The sequence below is a fragment of the Enterobacter sp. genome (assembly GCF_977039595.1).
On the sequence record NZ_CDRQYH010000001.1, the window covers coordinates 60,414 to 85,357 of the forward strand.

Sequence of the window (24,944 nt, forward strand, 5' to 3'; positions counted from 1 at the left end):
CGGTCAGGCAGTATATTGCCGACGTTGAATCCGGTGTTTACCCGGGTGAAGAACACAGTTTCCATTAAGGAGTCTCGTTGTGCTAATCATTGAAACCCTGCCGCTGCTTCGCCAGCATATCCGTCGTGCGCGTCAGGAAGGTAAACGTATCGCACTGGTCCCGACCATGGGCAACCTGCATGACGGTCATATGAAGCTGGTTGACGAAGCAAGAGCCCGTGCAGATATCGTGGTGGTCAGTATCTTCGTTAACCCAATGCAGTTTGACCGCGCCGACGATCTGGCACGCTATCCGCGTACCCTGCAGGAAGATTGCGAGAAGCTAAAAAAACGCCATGCGGATATCGTCTTCTCACCTGCACCGGCGGATGTTTACCCGCAGGGTACTGAAGAGGCAACCTACGTTGACGTCCCGGGCATTTCCACAATGCTCGAAGGCGCGAGCCGCCCGGGTCATTTCCGCGGCGTTTCCACTATCGTCAGCAAGCTGTTCAACCTTGTGCAGCCGGACGTTGCCTGCTTCGGTGAGAAAGATTTCCAACAGCTGGCGCTGATCCGCAAGATGGTTGCGGATATGGGTTACGATATCGAGATTGTCGGCGTACCGATTGTACGCGCCAAAGACGGTCTGGCGCTCAGCTCGCGAAATGGCTACCTGACCGCCGACCAGCGTAAAATCGCGCCGGGCTTAAGCAAGGTCATGAATACCATGGCAGAACAGCTTCTGGCGAAAGAGTTAACTGCCGAAGAGATTATTGCTCTGGCTGAACAGGCGCTGAACGATAAAGGCTTCCGCGCTGATGATATTCAAATTCGCGATGCCGACACGCTTCTGGAGCTTACACAGGCCAGCAAACGTGCGGTCATTCTGGTGGCGGCATGGCTTGGTCAGGCCCGCCTAATCGACAACAAAGTGGTTGAACTGGCGTAGGTTTCTCTACCCGGAAGATGAAAGGTAAACGTAATGATTCGCAAAATGCTGCAAGGTAAGCTTCACCGTGTGAAAGTCACCCAGGCCGACCTGCACTATGAAGGCTCCTGCGCCATCGACCAGGATTTCCTTGATGCCGCGGGCATCCTTGAAAACGAAGCGATTGATATCTGGAACGTTAACAACGGCAAACGTTTCTCAACCTATGCCATCGCCGCCGAGCGCGGGTCTAAAATCATCTCCGTTAACGGCGCGGCAGCGCACTGCGCGGACGTGGGCGATATTGTGATTATCGCCAGCTTCGTGATGATGTCTGATGAAGAGGCACGCCGCTGGCAGCCGAAAGTCGCCTATTTTGAAGGCGACAACGACATGAAACGTACCGCGAAGGCGATTCCGGTTCAGGTTGCTTAAGCATTATCCCTGCGGCTGATTGCTGATCAGCCGCGACATTGTTTCCAGCGAATCCGTTCTTAAGATGTACAGGCGTTTCAGTAAGAAAGGATTATCACCCGGCTTCACCTTACCTTTCACCGTCGTCACTGCCAGATGGAAACCGGCATCATTTGCCGCCTTTATCGCTTTATTGTCGTAGCCGCCAAACGGATAGGAAAGATAGAGCACGCGCGGGTTAAACTGCGCCAGCGCGCGACGCGAGCGTTCAAAATCAAACAAAATCACGTGATAGCTGCGGCTCAGTAAAATCGGGTGCTTATACCCATCCACGCGGTGCAGGAAGTGGGTATGAGACTGAATATCAAACACATCCTGAATGCCCTTAATCTCCTGCACGCTCATAAACTGCAGCGATTTAGGATCCCATTTCTGCGGGTGGCCTTTAATGCGGGAAGAGATAATAAATGCGGTAGCGTTGAAGCCGTACTCTTTCAGCACAGGATAGGCATAGCGGCTGACAGATTTCAGGCCGTCGTCAAAGGTTATTACCACCGATTTTGCAGGCAGGTTCATTTTGTTACGCACGTACCCTTCCAGCTGGTACATCGTCAGGGTGGTATAGCCTTGATCGCGTAACCAGGCCATCTGGTTGTTAAACGCACGTACGCTGGTCGTCGTGGACGTATGTCGAAAGCGCGTGTTTTCTTCATCACGCAAAATATGATGGTAGGTCAGAACCGGAAGTCCATTATCTTCCTGCGCATCCAGGCTGCTGATCCAAGCCAGACGATTGCCGATGCGGATCTGGAACCAGGTCTGATTCAGGCGGTCTTTCAGTTTGTTTAATATGGGATAGCGAAGATTGGCGCTTAATGTGCCGAACGGCGCGCTACCGCTCGACGGCGCGTTATAGACCGGCGTGTCTTTCCAGGTAATGAGATTCTGATTGCTCAGGGGTTTATTGAGATCCCCGAGGCTGTCCTCAACGCGCTGTTTCCCCTGAACCGGCTCCAGGTGCCCTTTATCGATAAAACCCGTGCCAAAACCGAAGCGAAATTCATAGTAGTCCGCCGCCGCGGGCACAACGGCGAGGATCTGCCCGGCGCGCACGTTACCGACGTTGATCACGCTGTTTCCCACCTGCGCCCAGATCGCCGCGTCTTCGGTGGTTTGCATGTACTGGGCAGGCAGCGTTTGCTGACTGAGTAAACTGGCTGAGCTGACGCCGGAAATGAGCATCAATAGCAGGAAAAGAATGCGCGGTAGCATGGTGTCTTAATCGGTGCGGAAAACTGCCGCTATTGTAACAAATGAGACATCAATACCCACGTTTAATTCTTATACAAATCGTGGAGCAGGACGAAAGGAGGATTTTTTTGCTGCTGATGCCACAAGCTGCTGACGCCCGGAACGCCCTGTGCCACGATAGCCTGACGAAACTCAGCGCTGCTTAAGGCTTCACGCTGCGGATACATTAACGTCAGCAGGGAGAGGTTAATACCCGAGATCACTTCACAGCATGCATGCTTATGGCTGAGCAAAGCGGCTGCACGGTAAGGCGCCGCGCCCGATTTATCGGTAAGGAAAATCACACCATCACCGGTGTCCGTTTCATGCAGGGCATCGCACATCATGCGGCTAAGCATGTTGGTGCTCAACCCGCGCCAGTAGTTTACCGCCCGGCATTGCACCAGCGGGCCAAATCTGGCTTCAAGCTTATCCAGCATTTCCTGCGCCTGTTCATCGTGGCAGGTGATAACCCATCCCAGCATAACTCTCTCCTTAGCAGGCAAGTAGTTTAGCGAAGTGAAGGTTAGCTTTCGGTGATAACTGTCAAAGAAAGTGCCCGGCAAACTAAACGTCGCCGGGCAAAAGATTAGCTGCGCAGACCGCGTCCGCGCTGGATCAGATACCAGCAGAGCAGGTAGAAGGCGATGATGAACACCACCAGCACCGCAACCGTGGTAAACAGCGGCACATCGGTAATGCCGAGGAAGCCAAAGCGAAAACCGCTGATCATGTAGACAATCGGGTTCAGGTGCGACAGCGCCTGCCAGAACGGTGGCAGCAGCGTCAGGGAGTAGAACACCCCGCCGAGATAGGTCAGCGGCGTCAGCACAAAGGTCGGAATCAGGCTGATATCGTCAAACGTCTTAGCGAACACAGCGTTCAGTAATCCGGCCAGCGAAAAGAGGATTGCCGTCAGTAGCAGCGTCAGCGCGACGAACAGCCACGAGTGGACCTGGAACGGCACGAAGAACAGTGAAATCGCCGTGACCAGGATGCCCACGCACAGCCCGCGCGCTACGCCGCCGCCAACATAGCCCGCGATAATGACGTGCGTCGGCACAGGCGCAACCAGCAGCTCTTCAATATTGCGCTGGAACTTAGCGCTGAAGAATGATGACGCTACGTTGGCGTAGGCGTTAGTAATCACCGCCATCATGATCAGACCCGGCACGATAAACTGCATATAGGTAAAGCCGTGCATTTCACCAATCCGGGAACCAATCAGGTTACCGAAGATGATGAAATAGAGCGTCATCGTGATGACCGGTGGCACCAGGGTTTGCACCCAGATACGCATAAAGCGGTTAATCTCTTTCGCCCAGATGCTTTTCAGCGCGACCCAGTAAAGATGCGTCATGCCTTGTCTCCTTGTTTGTCCTGTACCAGAGAGACAAACAGCTCTTCCAGTCGGTTCGCTTTGTTACGCATACTTAAGACCTGAATCCCCTGCGCGCTCAGCTGCGAGAACACGCTGTTAATCCCCTGCTCGCGCAGCACTTCCACTTCCAGCGTCGAGGTATCCACCAGACGATACTGATACCCTTCAAGCTTCGGCAGCGGGCTTTTAGCCGCCAGATCGAGAATGAAGGTTTCTGATTTCAGCTTGGAGAGCAGATTCTTCATCGAGGTGTTCTCCACCAGCTCACCGTGCTGGATGATGCCGATGTTGCGGCAGAGCATTTCAGCCTCTTCAAGGTAGTGGGTGGTCAGAATAATGGTGGTGCCTTTGTCGTTGAGATCCTTCAGGAAGCCCCACATGGAGCGTCGCAGCTCGATGTCTACGCCCGCCGTTGGCTCATCAAGAATCAGCAGTTTTGGCTCGTGCATAAGCGCACGGGCAATCATCAGCCGGCGCTTCATCCCGCCGGATAACATCCGTGCGCGTTCGTTACGCTTTTCCCACAGGTCGAGCTGCTTGAGGTATTTTTCGCTCCGTTCAAGGGCTTCTTTACGCTCGACGCCGTAATAACCCGCCTGGTTAACGACGATCTGCTGCACCGTCTCGAACGGGTTGAAGTTGAACTCCTGCGGTACCAGACCCAGTTGGCGCTTGGCGTTCACCACATCTTTTTGCAGGTCGTAACCAAAGACGCTCACCCGGCCGGACGTTTTGTTGACCAGCGAGCTGATAATCCCAATGGTGGTCGATTTCCCCGCGCCGTTCGGCCCCAGAAGCGCGTAAAAATCACCGGCCTCTACTTTAAGATCTATTCCGCGTAGCGCCTGAACGCCGCCCGGATAGGTTTTTTTAAGCTGTTCAAGCTCCAGTGCAATTGCCATGAAATTAACTTACCTTCAGTTCTGACACACGTTGTGTGGTTTCATTAAAAGTCGGGTTACCCTATAGTAGCGCAACGCAATTACTCGGTTACAGGTCGCTAACCTCCATGAACAACATAGATACACTCATCAGCAACAATGCACTATGGTCAAAAATGCTGGTGGAGGAAGACCCCGGATTTTTTGGAAAACTCGCGCAGGCGCAAAACCCACGCTTTCTCTGGATTGGATGCTCCGACAGCCGCGTACCGGCGGAGCGCCTGACAGGCCTTGAGCCCGGCGAACTGTTCGTTCACCGCAACGTTGCCAATCTGGTGATTCACACCGATCTCAACTGTCTTTCTGTTGTTCAGTATGCCGTTGACGTTCTGCAAGTCGAGCACATCATCATTTGCGGCCATTACGGCTGCGGCGGCGTGCAGGCGGCGGTTGAAAACACGGAACTGGGGCTCATTGATAACTGGCTACTGCACATCCGCGATATCTGGTTCAAACATAGCTCACTGCTGGGTGAAATGCCGCAGGAGCGTCGCATGGATACCCTTTGCGAACTCAACGTGATGGAGCAGGTGTATAACCTGGGCCACTCAACGATCATGCAATCAGCGTGGAAACGCGGGCAGAAGGTCTCTATCCACGGCTGGGCGTACGGAATTCACGATGGTCTGCTGCGCAATCTGGAAGTGACTGCCACCAACCGCGAAACGCTGGAGCAGCGTTACCGTTCTGGGATTGCCAACCTTCAGCTTAAGCATGTGAATCATAAATAAAGCCGGGGATGTTCTCCCTCTCCCTGCGGGAGAGGGCCGGGGTGAGGGCATCAGCCCGCAATTACTCGTCCAGCAATACCACTTTCCCAACATACGGCAGATGGCGATAACGCTGCGCGTAGTCAATGCCGTAACCGACGACGAATTCGTCAGGAATTGAGAAACCCACGAACTCTACCGGCACCTGCACTTCACGGCGGTCAGGCTTATCCAGCAGGGTGCAAATCGCCAGCGATTTTGGCTCACGCAGGCTCAGGATCTCGCGCACTTTTGACAGCGTATTGCCGGAGTCGATAATGTCCTCAACGATCAACACATCTTTGCCACGAATATCTTCATCCAGGTCTTTCAGGATTTTCACATCACGGGTGGTGGACATGCCGCTGCCGTAGCTGGAGGCGGTCATAAAATCGACTTCGTGGGGCACATGCACTTCACGGCACAGGTCTGCCATGAACATGAAAGAGCCACGCAACAGACCGACCAGCACCATTTCGCTGCCGCTGTCCTTGTAATGTTCGGTGATTTGACGACCCAGTTCGGCGATACGCGCTTTGATCTCGGCTTCCGGGATCATCACTTCAACAGTATGTTTCATATTACTAACCAAATGATTTTAATGAAAATCTCTCAATACGGATGAGTTAATATCCAGCACTGATACGCAAGCCCCTCATTATATCAGCAAATGGATAAGCCTGGCGTATGAGTTATAAAAAGCAAATATTGTGATTCCGATCACACTTGTTAATACCTATAATTAGTTGCTAGCAAATTATTAACAAAAACTGACGAGTACACTTTCTATGGCTGAAACAAACTCTAAACAGCCGCGTCTACTGGTGACATTAACAGCAGCGTTCGCAGCCTTCTGCGCGCTGTATCTGTTAATCGGTGGCGTCTGGCTGGTCGCTTTAGGCGGCTCCTGGTACTACCCGATTGCGGGCCTGGTGATGGTTGCCGTAACCGTCCTGCTGTTGCGTAGAAAACAATCCGCACTGTGGCTGTATGCCGCATTCCTTCTTGCCACCATGATCTGGGGCGTCTGGGAAGTCGGCTTTGACTTCTGGGCGCTGACGCCGCGCAGCGATATTCTGGTCTTCTTCGGTATATGGCTGATCCTGCCGTTTGTCTGGCGTCGCCTGATCGTGCCGTCCAGCGGTGCCGTTGCGGCGCTGGTAGTAGCCCTGCTGATCAGCGGCGGTATCCTGACCTGGGCCGGCTTTAACGACCCGCAGGAGATCAACGGTACGCTGAACGCAGAATCGACGCCTGCGGCGGCGATCTCTCAGGTCGCTGACGGCGACTGGCCTGCCTATGGTCGTAACCAGGAAGGCCAGCGTTACTCCCCGCTGAAGCAGATCAACGCGGACAACGTTAAAAACCTGAAAGAAGCCTGGGTATTCCGTACCGGCGACCTGAAGATGCCGAACGATCCGGGTGAACTGACCAACGAAGTGACGCCAATTAAAGTCGGCGATATGCTTTATCTGTGTACGGCGCACCAGCGTCTGTTCGCGCTCGACGCGGCCACCGGTAAAGAGAAATGGCACTTCGATCCGCAGCTGAACTCCAACCCGTCCTTCCAGCACGTGACCTGCCGTGGCGTCTCTTACCACGAAGCGCGCCCGGATAATGCGAGCCCGGAAGTCATTGCCGACTGTCCTCGCCGCATCATGCTGCCGGTCAACGATGGTCGCCTGTTCGCCATCAATGCCGAAACGGGCAAGCTGTGCGAAACCTTTGCCAACAAAGGTATCCTGAATCTGCAGACCAACATGCCTGACACCACGCCGGGTCTGTATGAGCCAACCTCACCGCCAATCATCACCGATAAAACCATCGTGATTGCCGGTTCGGTAACGGATAACTTCTCCACGCGTGAAACCTCCGGCGTTATCCGTGGTTTCGACGTGAATACCGGTAAACTGCTGTGGGCCTTCGACCCGGGCGCGAAAGATCCAAACGCGATCCCGTCTGACGAGCACACCTTTACCTTTAACTCGCCAAACTCCTGGGCACCAGCGGCGTATGACGCGAAGCTGGACCTGGTCTACCTGCCGATGGGCGTTACTACGCCAGATATCTGGGGCGGTAACCGCACGCCGGAACAGGAACGTTATGCCAGCGCTATCGTGGCGTTGAACGCAACCACCGGTAAGCTGGCCTGGAGCTACCAGACCGTTCACCACGATCTGTGGGATATGGATATGCCGTCCCAGCCGACGCTGGCGGACATTACTGTAAACGGTAAAACCGTGCCGGTGATTTACGCCCCGGCCAAAACCGGCAACATCTTCGTGCTGGATCGCAGCAACGGCAAGCTGGTTGTGCCTGCACCGGAAAAACCGGTACCGCAGGGTGCGGCGAAAGGCGATTACGTCAGCAAAACCCAGCCGTTCTCCGACCTGAGCTTCCGTCCGAAGAAAGACCTCAGCGGGGCAGACATGTGGGGCGCCACAATGTTTGACCAGCTGGTGTGCCGCGTGATGTTCCATCAGCTGCGCTATGAAGGCATCTTCACCCCGCCTTCTGAGCAGGGCACGCTGGTCTTCCCGGGTAACCTGGGGATGTTCGAGTGGGGCGGGATCTCCGTTGATCCTAACCGTCAGGTGGCAATTGCCAACCCGATGGCGCTGCCGTTCGTTTCCCGTCTGATCCCACGCGGTCCGGGCAACCCAATGGAACAGCCGAAAGACGCGAAAGGCAGCGGTACCGAAGCCGGCATTCAGCCGCAGTACGGCGTACCGTTCGGCGTAACGCTGAACCCGTTCCTGTCTCCGTTTGGTCTGCCGTGTAAACAGCCTGCCTGGGGTTACATCTCCGGTCTGGATCTGAAAACTAACCAGATCGTGTGGAAAAAACGTATTGGTACGCCACAGGACAGCATGCCGTTCCCTATGCCGGTTCCGGTGCCGTTCAATATGGGTATGCCAATGCTGGGTGGCCCAATTTCCACCGCCGGTAACGTGCTGTTCATCGCGGCAACCGCAGATAACTACCTGCGCGCGTACAACATGACCAACGGTGAGAAACTGTGGCAAGGCCGTCTGCCAGCGGGTGGACAAGCCACGCCGATGACCTATGAAGTGAATGGCAAGCAGTACGTTGTCATCTCTGCGGGCGGTCACGGTTCGTTTGGCACGAAGATGGGCGACTATATTGTCGCGTATGCGCTGCCTGACGAAAACAAGTAACTGAAAAGCCCGGTGGCGCTTACGCTTACCGGGCCTATGGATACGCTATGTAGGCCGGGTAAGGCGAAGCCGCCACCCGGCTTTTTTTATACGGTAAAGCCCAGCATCATCCCCGTATCTTCATGTTCCAGCAGATGGCAGTGCGCCATGTAGGCAAACTCCCTCGGCGCGTCGTGGTCAAACTTCACCAGCACCTCGCTGACGCCGCCCTCCACCTTCACCGTATCCTTCCAGCCCGCGCGATGCGCGTCCGGCGCTTTACCGTTCTCAGAGAGAATGCGGAACTGGGTGCCGTGGATATGGAACGGATGCAGCATCATGTCCCCTTCGCCTGAAATCACCCAGCGCTCAAACTGGCCCTTTGTCGCAGCAAACATCGGCGTATTCATATCGAACGCCTTGCCGTTGATCATATTGGCGTTGTGGAAATCAAAGCCATGGTCGCCGTGATTCATGTTCCCCATGCCGCCCATTTTTCCATGGTCCATATTCATATGGCCCATCATCTGCCCGTGATGCATTCCCGCCATCGCCTTATCGCCATATTTCGCCATCAGCGCCTGCATGCCCATCATATCGAGCATCGGGTTCATAGAGAGCTGCAGCTTGCGTTGCGTAAGCCCATCAAGCGACGGAAGTGCTGGCATAGTGGTTAACGTATCAGGGAGCGTGCCGGAAGCGGTCACCGGTAAAGGCTGGATACGCAGCACCGGGTGCGGCTTGTCAAACGGCGCGACCGCCATCCCCATCTGGCTAACCGGCAGCGTCACGAGGTCAAACGCCTTGCCGTCGCTGATGTCCACCAGCACCTCAAAGCGTTCGCCCATCAGCATCGGCAGCTCACTCAATTTCACCGGCTCCGGTAGCAGGCCGCCGTCACTGGCGACCACGTACAGCGGACGCTTATCGCTGGTGGCGAAGTTGAGGGAACGCGCGTTACAGCCGTTAAGCAGACGCAGGCGCAGCCAGCCCTTCGGCGCGGCGTGCTGAGGATAAATGGCGCCGTTGGTCAGCAGCGTGTCGCCAAACCAGCCTACCGCCGCGCTCATCACGTCCAGCTGGTAGTCAATTTGCCCGTCAGCGGTGAATTTCTTGTCCTGCACAATCACCGGCACATCGTCGATGCCCCACTGCTTCGGCAAGCGCAGCAGGCGGCTTTCGTCGTCTTCAATCAGCACCAGCCCCGCCAGCCCCATCGCCACCTGATGGCCCGTTTTACCATGCTGATGCGGATGGAACCAGCAGGTCGCCGCGCGCTGGTCGGGCGTAAAGGTGACGCTGCGCGAACCGCCCGCTTTGATGATGCCCTGCGGCCCGCCGTCCACCTCTCCCGGCACTTCCAGCCCGTGCCAGTGCAGCGTCGTCTCTTCAGCGAGCGTGTTGTGGATATCCACCGTCACCGCTTTCCCTTTACGCAGCTGAAGCGCCGGACCGAGCAAATTACCGTTATAGCCCCACGTCGTAGCGTTGTGCTCGCCGAACGTCGTGTTACCGGCCTGAACCACAAGCTGGATACGGCTTCGCGCATCAGCGGTCACTAAATCAGGAATGGGTAAGGCTGGCCTGTCGGCCGCGAAAACCGCGCGGCTCCAGAGAGGTAATGCGCTGGCAGCCCCCAGCACAGCGGAATATTTTAAAAAATCACGACGTTGCATGTTCATTTCCTTATTTCCAGCAGGCGATCTTTTGAGCATAAACCCTCCCCTTACCGGAAGGTCAAGTAAAGCGGCAATAATAAAGATCGTCGCACTGGCATCAAGTATGCTAACGTTAATTTTCCGTGAAGAAGTGGTAGAAGCAATGAAGACGTTTTTCAGGACAATTTTGTTCGGTAGCCTGATGGCAATGTGTGCGAACAGCTATGCGCTAAGTGAAAATGAAGCGGAAGATATGGCCGATTTAACGGCGGTTTTTGTATTCCTGAAAAATGATTGTGGCTACCAGAATTTACCCAACGGGCAGATTCGCCGCGCGCTGGTCTTTTTTGCCCAGCAGAACCAGTGGGATCTCAGCAACTACGACAGCTTCGACATGAAGGCGCTCGGCGAAGACAGCTACCGTGACTTAAGCGGTATTGGCATTCCCACTGCTAAAAAATGCAAAGCGCTGGCTCGCGACTCACTCAGCCTGCTCGCCTACGTTAAATAACCTTCCCGACGCCTCCTGTTGAACCTCTGGCCGTGCAACCACGGTTAGAGTTAGCTATCATGTTTCGCTCATTTTTTGCGAGCGTAACGGATGTTTACACAGGAGGAGTTCGCTATGGCCGACCACACGTTGTGGCATGAAACATTGCATGACCAGTTTGGTCAGTACTTTGCCGTTGATAACGTGCTCTATCATGAGAAAACCGATCACCAGGATCTGATCATCTTCGAAAATGCTGCCTTTGGCCGCGTGATGGCGCTGGACGGCGTGGTGCAAACCACCGAGCGCGACGAGTTTATTTATCATGAAATGATGACCCACGTCCCGCTCCTGGCGCACGGTCACGCGAAGCATGTTCTGATTATCGGCGGCGGCGACGGCGCAATGCTGCGTGAAGTGTCCCGCCATCGTTCCATTGAAACCATCACCATGGTGGAAATCGATGCGGGCGTCGTCTCTTTCTGCCGCCAGTACCTGCCCAACCACAATGCCGGCAGCTATGACGATCCCCGCTTTAGCCTGGTGATTGACGACGGCGTTAACTTTGTTAACCAGACCTCGCAGACCTTTGACGTGATTATCTCCGACTGCACCGACCCTATTGGCCCAGGCGCGTCGCTGTTCACTTCCTCGTTCTACGAAGGCTGCAAGCGCTGCCTGAACCCGGGCGGGATCTTCGTCGCACAAAACGGCGTCTGCTTCCTGCAGCAGGATGAAGCGCTGGACAGCCATCGCAAGCTCAGCACCTATTTCGAGGATGTCAGCTTCTATCAGGCGGCCATTCCGACGTACTACGGCGGGATCATGACCTTTGCCTGGGCAACGGATAACGACGTATTACGCCATCTCTCCACCGAAATTATTCAGGCCCGCTTCCATCAGGCAGGTCTTCAGTGCCGATACTACAATCCGGCTATTCATACCGCAGCGTTTGCTCTGCCGCAGTACCTGCAAGACGCATTATCCACTAAGGGGGTGAGCTAATTGAAAAAGCTTAAACTGCATGGCTTTAACAATCTGACCAAAAGCCTGAGTTTTTGTATTTACGATATCTGCTATGCCAAAACAGCGGAAGAACGCGATGGTTACATCGCCTATATCGACGAACTCTACAACGCCAACCGTCTGACCGAGATCCTGTCAGAAACCTGTTCCATTATCGGCGCAAATATCCTGAATATCGCCCGACAGGATTATGAACCCCAGGGCGCGAGCGTGACCATTCTGGTCAGCGAAGAGCCGGTTGACCCGAAGCTTATCGACAAAACGGAACATCCGGGCCCGCTGCCGGAAGTGGTTGTTGCCCACCTGGATAAAAGCCATATCTGCGTCCATACCTACCCGGAGAGTCACCCGGAAGGTGGGCTGTGTACGTTCCGCGCCGATATTGAAGTGTCGACCTGCGGCGTGATTTCCCCGCTGAACGCGCTGAACTATCTCATCCACCAGCTGGAATCGGATATCGTCACGATTGATTATCGCGTGCGCGGTTTTACTCGTGACGTCAACGGCATGAAGCACTTCATTGACCACGAGATCAACTCCATACAGAACTTTATGTCCGAGGACATGAAATCGCTGTACGACATGATGGACGTGAACGTGTATCAGGAAAACATCTTCCATACCAAGATGTTACTTAAGGAGTTCGACCTTAAGCACTATATGTTCCACACGAAGCCGGAAGATTTGAGCGAAGAAGAGCGTAAGGCGATTACTGACCTGCTCTGGAAAGAGATGCGCGAGATTTACTACGGCCGTAATATTCCGGCCGTGTAAGAACAAGCCGGAGCAGGGATGCTCCGGGCTGTTATTTCTGTTTCATGAAATCACGGTATGCGTTCACCACCTGAAGGAAATCTTCTACGCCACACATCGACAGGCTCTCTTCGTCATAGTAGCTCATTCCCTCTTCCATCTCGTCACCTGAAAACTCGAGCTGGTTGGCACGCACCATGACCTCTTCACCATCCATCCACAGCGTATATTCATGCCCGGCGCGCTGCCAGGATCGTTCACTGCCTTTTACCGTATTTGCCGCCTGTTCAACCTCATCAAGAAGTGCGAGGTTTTCTTTCACCTCTTCGTTAAACCAGTGTCCAACGGCTTCGTGGCCCATCGACATACGCACTTTCACCACTCCGGTGATGTCGCGCAGAAATTCGTAATCCATAGTGTTTTCCTCTGCAAAGCCATTAAGGTAATTATCGCAGCAGCGAGGAAGAAAAAAAGCGTGAGAGGTGGGAGGAATGAAAATAAAAAGGTGAGAGCAAGACCCTGCGGCCTGATGCCCTCACCCCGTCCCTCTCCCACAGGAGAGGGTGCATACACTAAAAACCGTCTCGTGGAGACGGTTTTGCTGTTTATACTGCCGTCTGGAAGATAACCCCGTCAGCCTTCTCGGTGTACTGAGAGAGCTGGTCGAAGTTCAGATAGCGGTAGGTATCAACCGCAGTCTTATCCACCTGAGCCACGAAGGTCTGGTACTCTTCCGGCGTTGGCAGTTTGCCAATCAGCGCCGCAACCGCCGCCAGCTCAGCAGAAGCCAGGAATACGTTCGCACCGGTACCTAAACGGTTCGGGAAGTTACGGGTCGAGGTGGAGACCACCGTCGCGCCGTCGGCTACGCGCGCCTGGTTACCCATACACAGGGAACAGCCAGGAATTTCGATACGTGCACCGCTCTTACCAAACACGCTGTAGTATCCCTCTTCGGTCAGCTGAGCCGCGTCCATACGGGTCGGCGGAGCCACCCACAGACGGGTTGGCAGCTGTCCTTTGTGGGTATCCAGCAGCTTACCGGCTGCGCGGAAGTGACCGATGTTGGTCATGCAGGATCCGATGAACACTTCGTCGATCTTCTCGCCCTGAACTTCAGACAGCGGACGCGCGTCGTCCGGATCGTTCGGTGCACACAGGATTGGCTCTTTGATATCCGCCAGATCGATGTCGATCACCGCCGCGTACTCTGCGTCGGCATCGGCTTCCAGCAGTTGCGGATCGGCCAGCCATTTTTCCATGCCCTGGATACGACGCTCCAGCGTACGACGGTCGCCGTAGCCTTCTGCAATCATCCACTTCAGCAGCACGATGTTAGAGTTCAGGTACTCAATGATCGGCTCTTTGTTCAGCTTGATGGTACAGCCCGCGGCTGAACGCTCGGCGGAGGCATCGGTCAACTCGAACGCCTGCTCTACTTTCAGATCCGGCAGACCTTCAATTTCCAGGATACGGCCAGAGAAGATGTTTTTCTTCCCTTTCTTCTCAACGGTCAGCAGACCCTGTTTAATCGCATACAGCGGGATCGCGTGAACCAGGTCGCGCAGGGTGATACCCGGCTGCATTTTACCTTTGAAGCGCACCAGCACTGATTCCGGCATATCCAGCGGCATTACGCCGGTCGCCGCAGCAAACGCCACCAGACCGGAACCCGCCGGGAAGGAGATACCGATTGGGAAACGGGTATGGGAGTCACCGCCGGTACCCACGGTATCCGGCAGCAGCATACGGTTCAGCCAGGAGTGGATTACGCCGTCACCAGGACGCAGGGAAACACCGCCGCGGTTCATGATGAAGTCTGGCAGCGTGTGGTGCGTGGTCACGTCAACCGGCTTCGGATACGCCGCAGTGTGGCAGAAGGACTGCATCACCAGATCGGAAGAGAAGCCTAGGCACGCCAGGTCTTTCAGTTCGTCGCGGGTCATTGGGCCAGTGGTGTCCTGAGAACCTACGGAGGTCATCTTCGGCTCGCAGTATGCGCCAGGACGAACGCCGGCGACGCCGCAGGCGCGACCGACCATTTTCTGTGCCAGAGAGTAACCGCGATTGCTTTCCGCCACGTCTTTCGCGTGACGGAATACATCACTGTGCGGCAGACCCAGCGCTTCACGCGCTTTGGTGGTCAGGCCACGGCCGATGATCAGCGGAATACGACCACCAGCACGCACTTCGTCGATCAGCACGTCGGTTTTCAGCTCAAAGCTTGCCAGCAGTTCGTTGGTTTCGTGGTTACGCACTTCACCTTTGTACGGGTAAACGTCAATCACGTCGCCCATGTTCAGGTTAGAGACGTCCACTTCGATCGGCAGTGCGCCCGCATCTTCCATGGTGTTGAAGAAGATTGGCGCAATTTTACCGCCGAGGCACAGACCGCCGCCGCGCTTGTTTGGCACGTGCGGAATATCGTCGCCCATGAACCACAGCACGGAGTTGGTCGCGGACTTACGGGAAGAACCGGTACCCACAACGTCACCCACGTAGGCCAGCGGGAACCCTTTTTTCTGCAGGGCTTCGATCTGTTTGATCGGGCCAACGCTGCCCGGCTGATCCGGCTCAATGCCTTCACGGGCGTTTTTCAGCATCGCCAGGGCGTGCAGAGGGATATCCGGGCGAGACCACGCGTCCGGTGCCGGAGAGAGGTCATCGGTGTTGGTTTCACCGGTTACTTTGAAGACGGTAACGGTGATTTTTTCAGCCAGCGCTGGACGGTTCAGGAACCATTCGGCATCAGCCCAGGACTGCATCACCTGTTTCGCATAGACGTTGCCAGCTTTGGCTTTTTCTTCCACATCGTAGAAGTTATCGAACATCAGCAGCGTAGAAGAGAGCGCTTTAGCGGCAATCGGTGCCAGCTTGTCGTTATCCAGCGCGTCAATCAGCGGATGAATGTTGTAACCACCCTGCATGGTGCCGAGCAGTTCAATGGCTTTTTCAGGAGTAACCAGTGGGGAGGTGGCTTCGCCTTTGGCGATAGCAGCAAGGAATCCGGCTTTTACGTAGGCAGCTTCATCTACGCCAGGCGGTACGCGGTTGATCAACAGATCTAACAGGAATTCTTCTTCGCCCTTAGGCGGGTTCTTCAGCAGCTCGACGAGCGCGGCCATTTGGGTTGCATCTAAAGGTTTGGGTACAATTCCCTCGGCGGCACGTTCTGCTACGTGCTTACGGTATTCTTCTAGCACGACGGTTCTCCTCGCTCTCATTGTCATATGCGGCGGGCGTTCTCTTCACGCTCCTGTGAGACAGCAGTTTGTAGGGTAAATGCCCGATACCGCGTCGGGCAGCATAGCAGGATTTCTGCACAGTGTTAATCCGTTTACAAAAAAGCAACATTAAATAATTTGCTGAATCGTTAAGCATGGTGTAGCGGGGATTTAGGCCACCATTTGCGGTTTCTTCTGCACCGTGACGCTTCAGGTTTTCCTTCATCAGATATAATTGTGTAATAAATACTCACACTCTTTATCCGGACGTACCGGACGCTTCCCAATAAAAGTCAAAACGGTAAAAGGCGGGTGAATAATACTCACGCCAACCGTAACGCCTCACGGCACAGCGCTTGTCTCGTTGGAGTCATTTATGAAGTTGCCCTTTAAGCCACATCTGCTCGTCCTTATGTGCAGTGCCGGGCTGTTTGCCGCCTCGGGCGTCATGTTTGTCAAAAGCCGCGCAACGGAACCCGCTGCGACAGCCCCCGTCGCACAACAGCCGGCTGCATCGGACGCGCCTGCCGCAGCGCAGCCCGCCCCTGCTGTCGCGCCAACCTACACAGCCGCACAAATCGATCAGTGGGTTGCCCCCATTGCGCTCTACCCTGACGCCCTGCTGTCGCAAATTTTGATGGCGTCGACCTATCCGGCCAACGTGATTCAGGCGGCGCAGTGGTCCAAAGACAACCCTAAAATGGAAGGAGACGCCGCGATTCAGGCCGTTGCCAGCCAGCCCTGGGATCCGAGCGTGAAATCGCTGGTCGCGTTTCCTCAGCTTATGTCCCTGATGGGTGAAAACCCGCCGTGGGTACAAAATCTGGGCGATGCGTTTCTCGCGCAGCCGAAAGACGTAATGGATTCCGTTCAGCGCCTGCGCGCGCTGGCACAGAAGACCGGCGCTTTACAATCCACGCCTCAGCAGAAGGTCACCACCGTGACAAAGCCAGCACCAGCGAAAACCAGCGCCACCGAGGCAACAACAACCACGTCTGCACCCGCCCCTACGGTTATCAAAATTGAATCTGCCGATCCGCAGGTCGTTTACGTCCCCACCTATAACCCCAATACGGTTTACGGTACTTGGCCAAATACCGCCTATCCGCCCACCTATCTCCCGCCCACGCCCGGAGAGCAGTTTGGCAACAGCTTCGTTAACGGCTTAGGTTTCAGCCTGGGCGTTGCCACAACCTATGCCATTTTCAGCAATATCGACTGGGATGACGATGACTGGGACCACCATCATGACGGTGACTGGGATAATCACGGCGGCTATAACCGCAACGGTGATAACAACATCAATATCAACGTTGAGAACTTCAATAAAATCAGCGGTCAGCGTCTGACGGACGCCAACCGTACCTGGCAGCACAACCCGGCCTATCGGGAAGGCGTGCCCTATCCGACTAACCAGCTCAACAGTCGCTTCCACTCCACCAGCACGGCGACAGGGCTCAGTTCAACGCAGCAAAAACCGGTTAACCGGGACAGCCAGCGTCAGGCGGCCCTGAGCCAGATGGAGAAATCCACGGGTAAAACCTTCCCCCAAACGGCGCGCACCGGCACGAAAGATGTTCAGCGTCAGGCCTCAAGTGAACAGCTGAAGCAGATTTCCCAGCGCAATAACTACCGTGGCTACGACACCAAACCGCAGACGACGAGGCGGAGCACCACGCAGCAGCGAGAAAATCGCCAGACCACCGCGCAGAGACAAGAGAAACGGGTTTCGCAGCCCGCGCAGCAACGCACTCTGCAGCAGCGAAACAGCCAGCCCCGGGCCAATGCGCTGAGCGGCAACGACAGCCGCTCCGCGAACTGGCAGACGCAGCAGCAGCGTGGTGCGCAAAGCAGGCAGCTTGCCGCTCGCCAGCAGCAGCGTCAGGCGTCTGGTGGACGCGCTGAACGCCGTGAAATTCGACATCGCTAAGGGAACCGACATGAAAAGTAAACTACTCAGCGGAATGGTGTTGTTCATGCTTTCGGCCCCTGTGATGGCGCAGCAGTCCTTCAGCACGCCCGATCGGGCGACCGATGCGCTAGCCAACGCCATCAGTGAGCAAAATGAGAGCGCGATGAGCAATCTGCTTGGAGAGAACTGGCGCGATTTTCTGCCCCCTGAAGGCGTTGATCCGGATGCCGTCGATCGCTTCCTGCGCGACTGGAAAGTCCGTCATAAGACCGTTGTCGAAGGGGATACGGCGCATCTGGTTGTCGGAGACAGCGGCTGGCAGCTTCCCATCCCGGTGATCAAAACCACTGCAGGCTGGCAGTTCGATATCAAAGAAGGGGCTGAAGAAATCCTGACCCGCGAAATTGGGCGTAACGAGCTCGCCGCCATTGAAGCCTTACATGCCTATGTTGATGCGCAGCAAAGCTACTTTGCAATGAACCAGAAATACGCGCAGAAAATTGTCAGCTCGAAGGGGAAAAAAGACGGTCTGTACTGGCCCGCCTCCCCCGGCGAAGCGCCCAGTCCGCTCGGACCGGCATTTAGCCCAAAAGAGCCGGGTACCGGCTATCACGGCTATCGCTTCCGCATCCTGCCGGATAATAACGGTTTCGCGATGGTGGCCTGGCCGGTCAGCTACGGCCAGACGGGCGTCATGAGCTTTTTGATAAACCAGGACGACAAGGTGTACCAGTCCGATCTCGGCAGCAATTCAGAGCAGAAAGCCCGTGCGCTAGCCGCCTATAGCCCTGATAAAACCTGGCAGCCTGTAGCACCCTGAACGCAGCGCATAAAAAAAGCGGCCATTGGCCGCTTTTTTCATCTGAAGAAACTTATTTCTTCTTCGCTTTCGCGTTTGGCAGGTCGGTGATGCTGCCTTCAAACACTTCTGCCGCCAGGCCCACGGACTCGTGCAGAGTCGGGTGAGCGTGGATGGTCAGCGCGATGTCTTCAGCGTCACAGCCCATTTCGATAGCCAGACCGATTTCACCCAGCAGCTCGCCGCCGTTGGTACCGACAATCGCACCACCGATCACACGGTGAGTCTCTTTGTCGAAGATCAGTTTGGTCATACCGTCTGCGCAGTCGGATGCGATAGCACGGCCAGAAGCAGCCCACGGGAAGGTGGCGGTTTCGTAGCTGATGCCTTTCTCTTTCGCTTCTTTCTCAGTCAGACCAACCCATGCCACTTCTGGCTCGGTGTACGCGATAGATGGGATCACTTTCGGATCGAAGTAGTGCTTCATGCCGGCGATAACTTCAGCGGCAACGTGACCTTCGTGAACACCTTTGTGCGCCAGCATTGGCTGACCGACGATATCGCCGATAGCAAAGATGTGCGGCACGTTAGTGCGCAGCTGCTTGTCAACGCGGATGAAGCCACGGTCGTCCACTTCCACGCCAGCTTTGCCCGCATCGAGGTTTTTACCGTTCGGTACACGACCGATAGCCACCAGCACGGCGTCGTAACGCTGTGGTTCGGATGGGGCTTTTTTGCCTTCCATGGAAACGTAAATACCGTCTTCTTTCGCTTCAACGGCAGTCACTTTGGTTTCCAGCATCAGGTTGAATTTCTTGCTGATGCGTTTGGTGAAGACTTTAACGATGTCTTTGTCGGCAGCCGGGATAACCTGGTCGAACATTTCAACCACGTCGATCTCTGAACCCAGCGCGTGGTACACGGTACCCATTTCCAGACCGATGATACCGCCGCCCATAACCAGCAGACGCTTAGGAACGGTTTTCAGCTCCAGCGCATCGGTGGAATCCCACACGCGTGGATCTTCATGTGGAATGAATGGCAGTTCGATTGGGCGAGAGCCTGCCGCGATGATCGCGTTGTCGAAGTTGATCACGGTTTTACCGTTTTCGCCTTCCACTTCCAGGGTGTTCGCACCGGTGAATTTACCCAGACCGTTTACCACTTTCACTTTACGGCCTTTGGCCATACCCGCCAGACCGCCGGTCAGCTGAGTGATAACTTTCTCTTTCCAGGTACGAATTTTGTCGATATCGGTTTTCGGCTCGCCGAAGACGATACCGTGTTCAGCCAGCGCTTTGGCTTCTTCGATAACTTTCGCTACGTGCAGCAGCGCTTTAGAAGGGATACAGCCGACGTTCAGACAAACACCGCCGAGGGTGCTGTAACGTTCTACGATGACGGTTTCCAGACCTAAATCCGCGGCGCGGAATGCTGCGGAGTAACCTGCCGGGCCTGCCCCAAGTACTACGACCTGAGTTTTGATTTCTGTGCTCATCATGACCTCTTAATTTATACCCGTCGTCCACCGGGTCGTTCTATCCGCCCGCAGTTTACAAAATTGTTAACAATTTTGAAACAACAAACGGCTCACGAATTGTCGCTTTCGCCAATAACCTCACAAACACCATGAGATTATCAGAAAAAAGCCGGCCGACTGGCCGGCTTTTCGATTACATCACCAGGCGGCGAATGTCGCTCAGCATGTTGTTGATGATGGTGATGAAGCGCGCACCATCAGCACCGTCGATCACGCGGTGGTCGAAGGACAGAGAGATTGGCATCATCAGACGCGGTACGAACTCTTTGCCATTCCACACCGGCTCCATCGCGGACTTAGACACACCGAGGATAGCCACTTCCGGCGCGTTCACAATCGGCGCGAAGTGGGTGGTACCCAGGCCGCCGATGCTGGATATAGTGAAGCAGCCGCCCTGCATTTCGCCGGCAGTCAGCTTACCGTCACGCGCTTTCTTGGAGATCACGGTCAGTTCACGGGACAGCTCAGTGATGCTCTTCTTGTTCACGTCTTTGAAGACCGGAACAACCAGACCATTTGGCGTATCAACCGCAACACCGATATTGATGTATTTCTTCAGCGTCAGCTTCTGGCCGTCTTCGGACAGGGAGCTGTTGAAGCGTGGCATTTGTTCCAGAGCCGCAGCAACCGCTTTCATGATGAAGACCACTGGGGTGAATTTCACGTCCAGTTTACGCTTCTCAGCTTCAGCGTTCTGCTGTTTACGGAACGCTTCCAGATCGGTGATATCGGTTTTGTCGAAGTGCGTAACGTGCGGGATCATCACCCAGTTACGGCTCAGGTTCGCACCAGAGATTTTCTGGATACGGCCCAGCTCCACTTCTTCGATTTCGCCGAACTTGCTGAAGTCCACTTTCGGCCATGGCAGCATGCCCGGGATACCGCCGCCAGCGGCTGCAGCTGGTGCAGCTTCGGCGCGTTTCACCGCGTCTTTCACGTAGGTCTGAACGTCTTCGCGCAGGATACGACCCTTACGGCCGGTCCCTTTCACTTTCGCCAGGTTAACACCGAATTCGCGCGCCAGGCGACGAATCAGCGGCGTCGCGTGGACGTAAGCGTCGTTTTCAGCGAACTCTGATTTTTCTGCTTTTGCAGCAGGGGCAGCGGCTGGTTTAGCAGCCTGAGCCGGTGCTGGAGCAGCCGCGGCAGCCGGTGCTGCGGCAGGCGCAGCGCCTTCCACTTCGAAGACCATGATCAGAGAGCCGGTAGACACTTTGTCGCCGGTGCTGATTTTGATCTCTTTAACGGTACCCGCGAATGGCGCAGGGACTTCCATAGAAGCCTTGTCGCCTTCAACGGTGATCAGTGACTGTTCAGCGGCAACTTTGTCGCCCACTTTCACCATCACTTCGGTGACTTCAACTTCGTCACCGCCGATGTCCGGTACGTTAACGTCTTTCGCGCCGCCAGCAGCGGCTGGGGCTGCGGCAGGAGCCGGAGCACCGGCCTGTGCAGGCGCGGCAGCAGGGGCAGCACCCGCCACTTCGAAGATCATGATCAGGGAGCCGGTAGACACTTTGTCGCCGGTGTTGATCTTGATCTCTTTAACGGTACCCGCGAACGGAGCCGGCACTTCCATAGAGGCTTTGTCGCCTTCTACAGTGATCAGTGACTGCTCGGCCGCAACGGTATCGCCCACTTTCACCAGGATCTCAGTGACTTCAACTTCGTCACCGCCGATATCCGGCACGTTCACTTCTTTTGCAGCTGCGGCAGCTGCTGGAGCAGCGGCGGCCGGAGCGGCTTTCTTCTCTTCCTGCGCAGGTGCAGCTGCTGCTGCACCGTCGGCGGAATCGAAAATCATGATCAGTTTGCCAGTCTCGGTTTTATCGCCAACAGAGACTTTGATCTCTTTAACGATGCCAGCCTGAGGAGACGGGACTTCCATAGAGGCTTTGTCGCCTTCTACGGTGATCAGCGACTGTTCAGCTTCAACTTTGTCGCCTACTTTGACCAGGATCTCGGTGATTTCAACTTCATCAGCCCCGATGTCCGGTACATTGATTTCGATAGCCATTATTCTTTTACCTCTTACGCCAGACGCGGGTTAACTTTTTCTGCATCGATGTTGAATTTGGTGATTGCGTCTGCAACCACTTTCTTATCGATTTCGCCACGTTTAGCCAGTTCGCCCAGTGCTGCTACAACCACGTAAGAAGCATCAACTTCGAAGTGGTGACGCAGGTTTTCGCGGCTGTCAGAACGACCGAAGCCGTCAGTACCCAGTACGCGATAATCATCAGCTGGAACGTAAGTACGAACCTGCTCAGCGAACAGTTTCATATAGTCAGTAGACGCCACCGCTGGCGCGTCGTTCATCACCTGAGCGATGTAAGGAACGCGTGGGGTTTCCATTGGGTGCAGCATGTTCCAGCGCTCACAATCCTGGCCATCACGCGCCAGTTCAGTGAAGGAGGTAACAGAGTACACATCGGAACCGACACCGTAGTCTTTCGCCAGGATCTGCGCTGCTTCACGAACGTGACGCAGGATAGAACCGGAGCCCAGCAGCTGAACTTTACCTTTGCTACCTTCGATGGTTTCGAGTTTGTAGATACCTTTACGGATACCTTCCTCGGCGCCCGCTGGCATTGCCGGCATGTGGTAGTTTTCGTTCAGGGTGGTGATGTAGTAGTAAATGTTCTCCTGCGCTTCACCGTACATGCGCTGCAGACCGTCATGCATGATGACAGCCACTTCGTACGCGTAAGACGGGTCGTAAGAGATACAGTTAGGGATAGTCAGAGACTGAATGTGGCTGTGACCATCTTCGTGCTGCAGACCTTCACCGTTCAGGGTCGTACGACCGGAAGTACCACCGATCAGGAAGCCGCGAGCCTGCTGGTCGCCTGCCTGCCAGCACAGGTCACCGATACGCTGGAACCCGAACATGGAGTAGTAAATGTAGAACGGGATCATCGGCAGGTTGTTGGTGCTGTAAGAGGTCGCAGCAGCCAGCCAGGATGCGCCTGCGCCCAGCTCGTTGATACCTTCCTGCAGGATCTGACCTTTCTCGTCTTCTTTGTAGTATGCAACCTGCTCACGGTCCTGCGGGGTGTACTGCTGGCCGTTCGGGCTGTAGATACCGATCTGACGGAACAGACCTTCCATACCGAAAGTACGCGCTTCGTCGGCGATGATTGGCACCAGGCGATCTTTGATCGACTTGTTCTTCAGCATCACGTTCAGAGCACGAACGAAAGCGATAGTGGTAGAGATCTCTTTGTTCTGCTCTTCCAGCAGCTGAGAGAAGTCTTCCAGCGCTGGCAGTTCCAGTTTCTCGGTGAAGTTTGGCTGACGAGCTGGCAGGTAGCCTTTCAGCGCCTGACGACGTTCGTGCAGGTACTTGTGCTCTTCAGAACCTTCCGGGAAGGTGATGTAAGACAGGTTTTCTACCTGCTCATCGGTCACTGGAACGTTGAAACGGTCGCGGATATAACGCACGCCGTCCATGTTCATTTTCTTAACCTGGTGAGCGATGTTTTTACCTTCTGCGGTATCACCCATGCCATAACCTTTGATGGTGTGGGCCAGGATTACAGTCGCTTTACCTTTGGTTTCACGCGCTTTTTTCAGTGCAGCGTAGATTTTCTTCGGATCGTGACCACCGCGGTTCAGGGCCCAGATCTGCTCATCAGTCCAGTCTGCAACCAGGGCTGCGGTTTCTGGATATTTGCCGAAGAAGTGCTCACGCACGTAGGCACCGTCTTTGGATTTGAAGGTCTGGTAGTCACCGTCAACGGTTTCGTTCATCAGCTGGATCAGTTTACCGCTGGTGTCTTTACGCAGCAGTTCGTCCCAACGGGAACCCCACATCACTTTGATCACGTTCCAGCCAGCACCTGCGAAGATGCCTTCCAGTTCGTTGATGATCTTGCCGTTACCGGTTACCGGACCATCCAGACGCTGCAGGTTACAGTTGATGATGAAGCACAGGTTGTCCAGCTTTTCACGGGTTGCGATGGTGATCGCACCTTTGGATTCTGGCTCATCCATTTCGCCGTCGCCCAGGAAGGCGTATACGGTCTGCTCAGAGGTGTCTTTCAGACCACGGTGTTCCAGATACTTCAGGAATTTCGCCTGGTAGATCGCACCGATTGGGCCCAGACCCATAGATACGGTTGGGAACTGCCAGAATTCAGGCATCAGTTTAGGGTGCGGGTAAGAAGACAGACCTTTACCGTGAACTTCCTGACGGAAGTTGTTCATCTGCTCTTCAGTCAGACGACCTTCCAGGAATGCACGTGCATAGATGCCCGGAGAGATGTGGCCCTGGAAGTACACCAGATCGCCGCCGTCTTTCTCGTTCGCTGCACGGAAGAAGTGGTTGAAGCACACTTCGTAAACGGTCGCAGAAGACTGGAAGGACGCCATGTGGCCACCCAGTTCCAGGTCTTTCTTGGATGCGCGCAGAACGGTCATAATGGCGTTCCAGCGGATTGCAGAACGGATACGACGTTCCAGATCCAGATTGCCCGGGTATTCCGGTTCGTCTTCGACGGCAATCGTGTTTACGTAGTTGCTAGCCCCTGCACCTGAAGCAACCTTCACGCCGCCTTTGCGGGCTTCAGAAAGCAGCTGATCAATCAGATACTGAGCGCGCTCAACACCTTCTTCACGGATGACCGATTCGATCGCCTGTAGCCAGTCGCGAGTTTCGATCGGATCCACGTCATTTTGGAGACGTTCTGACATGGGG

The 24,944-nt window shown here is 55.0% G+C and carries 21 protein-coding genes; 10 read left to right on the plus strand and 11 right to left on the minus strand.

The genetic code is table 11. The features are described from left to right. From ACWYRJ_RS00270 to panD, 3 genes are all read left to right on the plus strand, one after another. On the plus strand, positions 1-68 hold a 68-nt coding region (locus ACWYRJ_RS00270; RefSeq protein ID WP_455507254.1), incomplete at its 5' end, for a hypothetical protein. A gap of 11 nt (positions 69-79) precedes the next feature. Beyond that, positions 80-931 carry a pantoate--beta-alanine ligase gene (gene panC / locus ACWYRJ_RS00275; protein WP_325849463.1) on the plus strand — a complete coding sequence of 284 codons (852 nt, stop codon included), beginning with the start codon at positions 80-82 and terminating at the stop codon, positions 929-931. A gap of 33 nt (positions 932-964) precedes the next feature. Beyond that, positions 965-1,345: an aspartate 1-decarboxylase gene (gene panD, locus ACWYRJ_RS00280; protein WP_006810068.1), complete on the plus strand. Its 381-nt coding sequence runs from the start codon at positions 965-967 to the stop codon at positions 1,343-1,345. A gap of 3 nt (positions 1,346-1,348) precedes the next feature. Here panD and ACWYRJ_RS00285 read toward each other — a convergent pair whose 3' ends face one another. From ACWYRJ_RS00285 to ACWYRJ_RS00300, 4 genes are all read right to left on the minus strand, one after another. Next, positions 1,349-2,596, minus strand: coding sequence for a polysaccharide deacetylase family protein (locus tag ACWYRJ_RS00285; RefSeq protein ID WP_133293796.1), 1,248 nt, complete (start codon positions 2,594-2,596; stop codon positions 1,349-1,351). A gap of 62 nt (positions 2,597-2,658) precedes the next feature. Continuing rightward, entirely contained in the window at positions 2,659-3,099 is a 441-nt protein-coding gene (locus ACWYRJ_RS00290) for a PTS sugar transporter subunit IIA (protein WP_111964015.1), read from the minus strand. A gap of 104 nt (positions 3,100-3,203) precedes the next feature. Continuing rightward, complete coding sequence (locus ACWYRJ_RS00295) at positions 3,204-3,974, minus strand: ABC transporter permease (RefSeq protein ID WP_023334536.1); 771 nt, start codon at positions 3,972-3,974, stop codon at positions 3,204-3,206. Further along, the gene (locus tag ACWYRJ_RS00300; protein ID WP_008501946.1) at positions 3,971-4,897 is read right to left on the minus strand and encodes an ABC transporter ATP-binding protein; all 927 of its coding nucleotides are present in this window, start codon (positions 4,895-4,897) and stop codon (positions 3,971-3,973) included. Before ACWYRJ_RS00300 ends, ACWYRJ_RS00295 begins: the two co-directional genes overlap by 4 nt. 107 nt (positions 4,898-5,004) lie before the next feature. Between ACWYRJ_RS00300 and can the strand changes: the two genes are divergently transcribed. Further along, positions 5,005-5,667, plus strand: a complete 663-nt coding sequence (gene can / locus ACWYRJ_RS00305; protein WP_008501947.1) for a carbonate dehydratase — start codon at positions 5,005-5,007, stop codon at positions 5,665-5,667. Between the two features lie 61 nt (positions 5,668-5,728). On the opposite strand, the gene hpt is transcribed toward can, so the two are convergent. Further along, positions 5,729-6,265 (minus strand): hypoxanthine phosphoribosyltransferase, encoded by a 537-nt coding sequence (hpt, locus tag ACWYRJ_RS00310; RefSeq protein WP_008501948.1) that lies wholly within the window; start codon positions 6,263-6,265, stop codon positions 5,729-5,731. 208 nt (positions 6,266-6,473) lie between these two features. On the opposite strand from hpt, the gene ACWYRJ_RS00315 reads away from it, so the two are divergent. Continuing rightward, positions 6,474-8,864 (plus strand): glucose/quinate/shikimate family membrane-bound PQQ-dependent dehydrogenase, encoded by a 2,391-nt coding sequence (locus ACWYRJ_RS00315; protein ID WP_115876424.1) that lies wholly within the window; start codon positions 6,474-6,476, stop codon positions 8,862-8,864. Between the two features lie 86 nt (positions 8,865-8,950). Here ACWYRJ_RS00315 and cueO read toward each other — a convergent pair whose 3' ends face one another. Next, on the minus strand, positions 8,951-10,519 hold the full coding sequence (gene cueO / locus ACWYRJ_RS00320) for a multicopper oxidase CueO (protein ID WP_223581266.1): 1,569 nt from the start codon (positions 10,517-10,519) through the stop codon (positions 8,951-8,953). A gap of 145 nt (positions 10,520-10,664) precedes the next feature. On the opposite strand from cueO, the gene ACWYRJ_RS00325 reads away from it, so the two are divergent. From ACWYRJ_RS00325 to speD, 3 genes are all read left to right on the plus strand, one after another. Next, complete coding sequence (locus ACWYRJ_RS00325; RefSeq protein ID WP_014882582.1) at positions 10,665-11,012, plus strand: YacC family pilotin-like protein; 348 nt, start codon at positions 10,665-10,667, stop codon at positions 11,010-11,012. A 114-nt stretch (positions 11,013-11,126) separates the two neighbouring features. Further along, complete coding sequence (speE, locus tag ACWYRJ_RS00330) at positions 11,127-11,996, plus strand: polyamine aminopropyltransferase (protein WP_039265690.1); 870 nt, start codon at positions 11,127-11,129, stop codon at positions 11,994-11,996. Continuing rightward, positions 11,997-12,791, plus strand: a complete 795-nt coding sequence (gene speD / locus ACWYRJ_RS00335; protein ID WP_008501953.1) for an adenosylmethionine decarboxylase — start codon at positions 11,997-11,999, stop codon at positions 12,789-12,791. It abuts the gene before it with no gap. 31 nt (positions 12,792-12,822) lie between these two features. Here speD and yacL read toward each other — a convergent pair whose 3' ends face one another. Both yacL and acnB read right to left on the minus strand, forming a co-directional pair. Then, positions 12,823-13,185 (minus strand): protein YacL, encoded by a 363-nt coding sequence (gene yacL, locus ACWYRJ_RS00340; RefSeq protein WP_023310423.1) that lies wholly within the window; start codon positions 13,183-13,185, stop codon positions 12,823-12,825. A gap of 190 nt (positions 13,186-13,375) precedes the next feature. Continuing rightward, positions 13,376-15,973, minus strand: a complete 2,598-nt coding sequence (gene acnB / locus ACWYRJ_RS00345) for a bifunctional aconitate hydratase 2/2-methylisocitrate dehydratase (protein WP_032645211.1) — start codon at positions 15,971-15,973, stop codon at positions 13,376-13,378. 397 nt (positions 15,974-16,370) lie between these two features. On the opposite strand from acnB, the gene ACWYRJ_RS00350 reads away from it, so the two are divergent. Then, positions 16,371-17,924: a DUF3300 domain-containing protein gene (locus ACWYRJ_RS00350; protein WP_455507232.1), complete on the plus strand. Its 1,554-nt coding sequence runs from the start codon at positions 16,371-16,373 to the stop codon at positions 17,922-17,924. 10 nt (positions 17,925-17,934) lie between these two features. After that, the gene (locus tag ACWYRJ_RS00355; RefSeq protein ID WP_111964161.1) at positions 17,935-18,726 is read left to right on the plus strand and encodes a DUF2950 family protein; all 792 of its coding nucleotides are present in this window, start codon (positions 17,935-17,937) and stop codon (positions 18,724-18,726) included. Between the two features lie 52 nt (positions 18,727-18,778). On the opposite strand, the gene lpdA is transcribed toward ACWYRJ_RS00355, so the two are convergent. The 3 genes from lpdA to aceE all read right to left on the minus strand — a co-directional run bounded on the left by lpdA (position 18,779) and on the right by aceE (position 24,940). Next, positions 18,779-20,203 (minus strand): dihydrolipoyl dehydrogenase, encoded by a 1,425-nt coding sequence (gene lpdA, locus ACWYRJ_RS00360; RefSeq protein ID WP_003856313.1) that lies wholly within the window; start codon positions 20,201-20,203, stop codon positions 18,779-18,781. A 175-nt stretch (positions 20,204-20,378) separates the two neighbouring features. Next, positions 20,379-22,262, minus strand: a complete 1,884-nt coding sequence (gene aceF / locus ACWYRJ_RS00365; RefSeq protein ID WP_455507233.1) for a pyruvate dehydrogenase complex dihydrolipoyllysine-residue acetyltransferase — start codon at positions 22,260-22,262, stop codon at positions 20,379-20,381. Positions 22,263-22,276: 14 nt separating this feature from the next. After that, positions 22,277-24,940, minus strand: a complete 2,664-nt coding sequence (gene aceE / locus ACWYRJ_RS00370) for a pyruvate dehydrogenase (acetyl-transferring), homodimeric type (protein WP_028015529.1) — start codon at positions 24,938-24,940, stop codon at positions 22,277-22,279. Positions 24,941-24,944 lie beyond the last annotated feature (4 nt).

What these genes read in the sequence shown, in the direction of transcription:
- speE (WP_039265690.1), top strand. Translation starts at nt 11,127, where the DNA reads ATGGCCGACCACACGTTGTGGCATGAAACATTGCATGACCAGTTTGGT.
- ACWYRJ_RS00300 (WP_008501946.1), bottom strand. Translation starts at nt 4,897, where the DNA reads ATGGCAATTGCACTGGAGCTTGAACAGCTTAAAAAAACCTATCCGGGC.
- ACWYRJ_RS00290 (WP_111964015.1), bottom strand. Translation starts at nt 3,099, where the DNA reads ATGCTGGGATGGGTTATCACCTGCCACGATGAACAGGCGCAGGAAATG.
- lpdA (WP_003856313.1), bottom strand. Translation starts at nt 20,203, where the DNA reads ATGAGCACAGAAATCAAAACTCAGGTCGTAGTACTTGGGGCAGGCCCG.
- yacL (WP_023310423.1), bottom strand. Translation starts at nt 13,185, where the DNA reads ATGGATTACGAATTTCTGCGCGACATCACCGGAGTGGTGAAAGTGCGT.
- ACWYRJ_RS00315 (WP_115876424.1), top strand. Translation starts at nt 6,474, where the DNA reads ATGGCTGAAACAAACTCTAAACAGCCGCGTCTACTGGTGACATTAACA.
- ACWYRJ_RS00325 (WP_014882582.1), top strand. Translation starts at nt 10,665, where the DNA reads ATGAAGACGTTTTTCAGGACAATTTTGTTCGGTAGCCTGATGGCAATG.
- ACWYRJ_RS00295 (WP_023334536.1), bottom strand. Translation starts at nt 3,974, where the DNA reads ATGACGCATCTTTACTGGGTCGCGCTGAAAAGCATCTGGGCGAAAGAG.
- ACWYRJ_RS00350 (WP_455507232.1), top strand. Translation starts at nt 16,371, where the DNA reads ATGAAGTTGCCCTTTAAGCCACATCTGCTCGTCCTTATGTGCAGTGCC.
- aceF (WP_455507233.1), bottom strand. Translation starts at nt 22,262, where the DNA reads ATGGCTATCGAAATCAATGTACCGGACATCGGGGCTGATGAAGTTGAA.
- can (WP_008501947.1), top strand. Translation starts at nt 5,005, where the DNA reads ATGAACAACATAGATACACTCATCAGCAACAATGCACTATGGTCAAAA.
- cueO (WP_223581266.1), bottom strand. Translation starts at nt 10,519, where the DNA reads ATGCAACGTCGTGATTTTTTAAAATATTCCGCTGTGCTGGGGGCTGCC.
- ACWYRJ_RS00285 (WP_133293796.1), bottom strand. Translation starts at nt 2,596, where the DNA reads ATGCTACCGCGCATTCTTTTCCTGCTATTGATGCTCATTTCCGGCGTC.
- aceE (WP_028015529.1), bottom strand. Translation starts at nt 24,940, where the DNA reads ATGTCAGAACGTCTCCAAAATGACGTGGATCCGATCGAAACTCGCGAC.
- ACWYRJ_RS00355 (WP_111964161.1), top strand. Translation starts at nt 17,935, where the DNA reads ATGAAAAGTAAACTACTCAGCGGAATGGTGTTGTTCATGCTTTCGGCC.
- panD (WP_006810068.1), top strand. Translation starts at nt 965, where the DNA reads ATGATTCGCAAAATGCTGCAAGGTAAGCTTCACCGTGTGAAAGTCACC.
- hpt (WP_008501948.1), bottom strand. Translation starts at nt 6,265, where the DNA reads ATGAAACATACTGTTGAAGTGATGATCCCGGAAGCCGAGATCAAAGCG.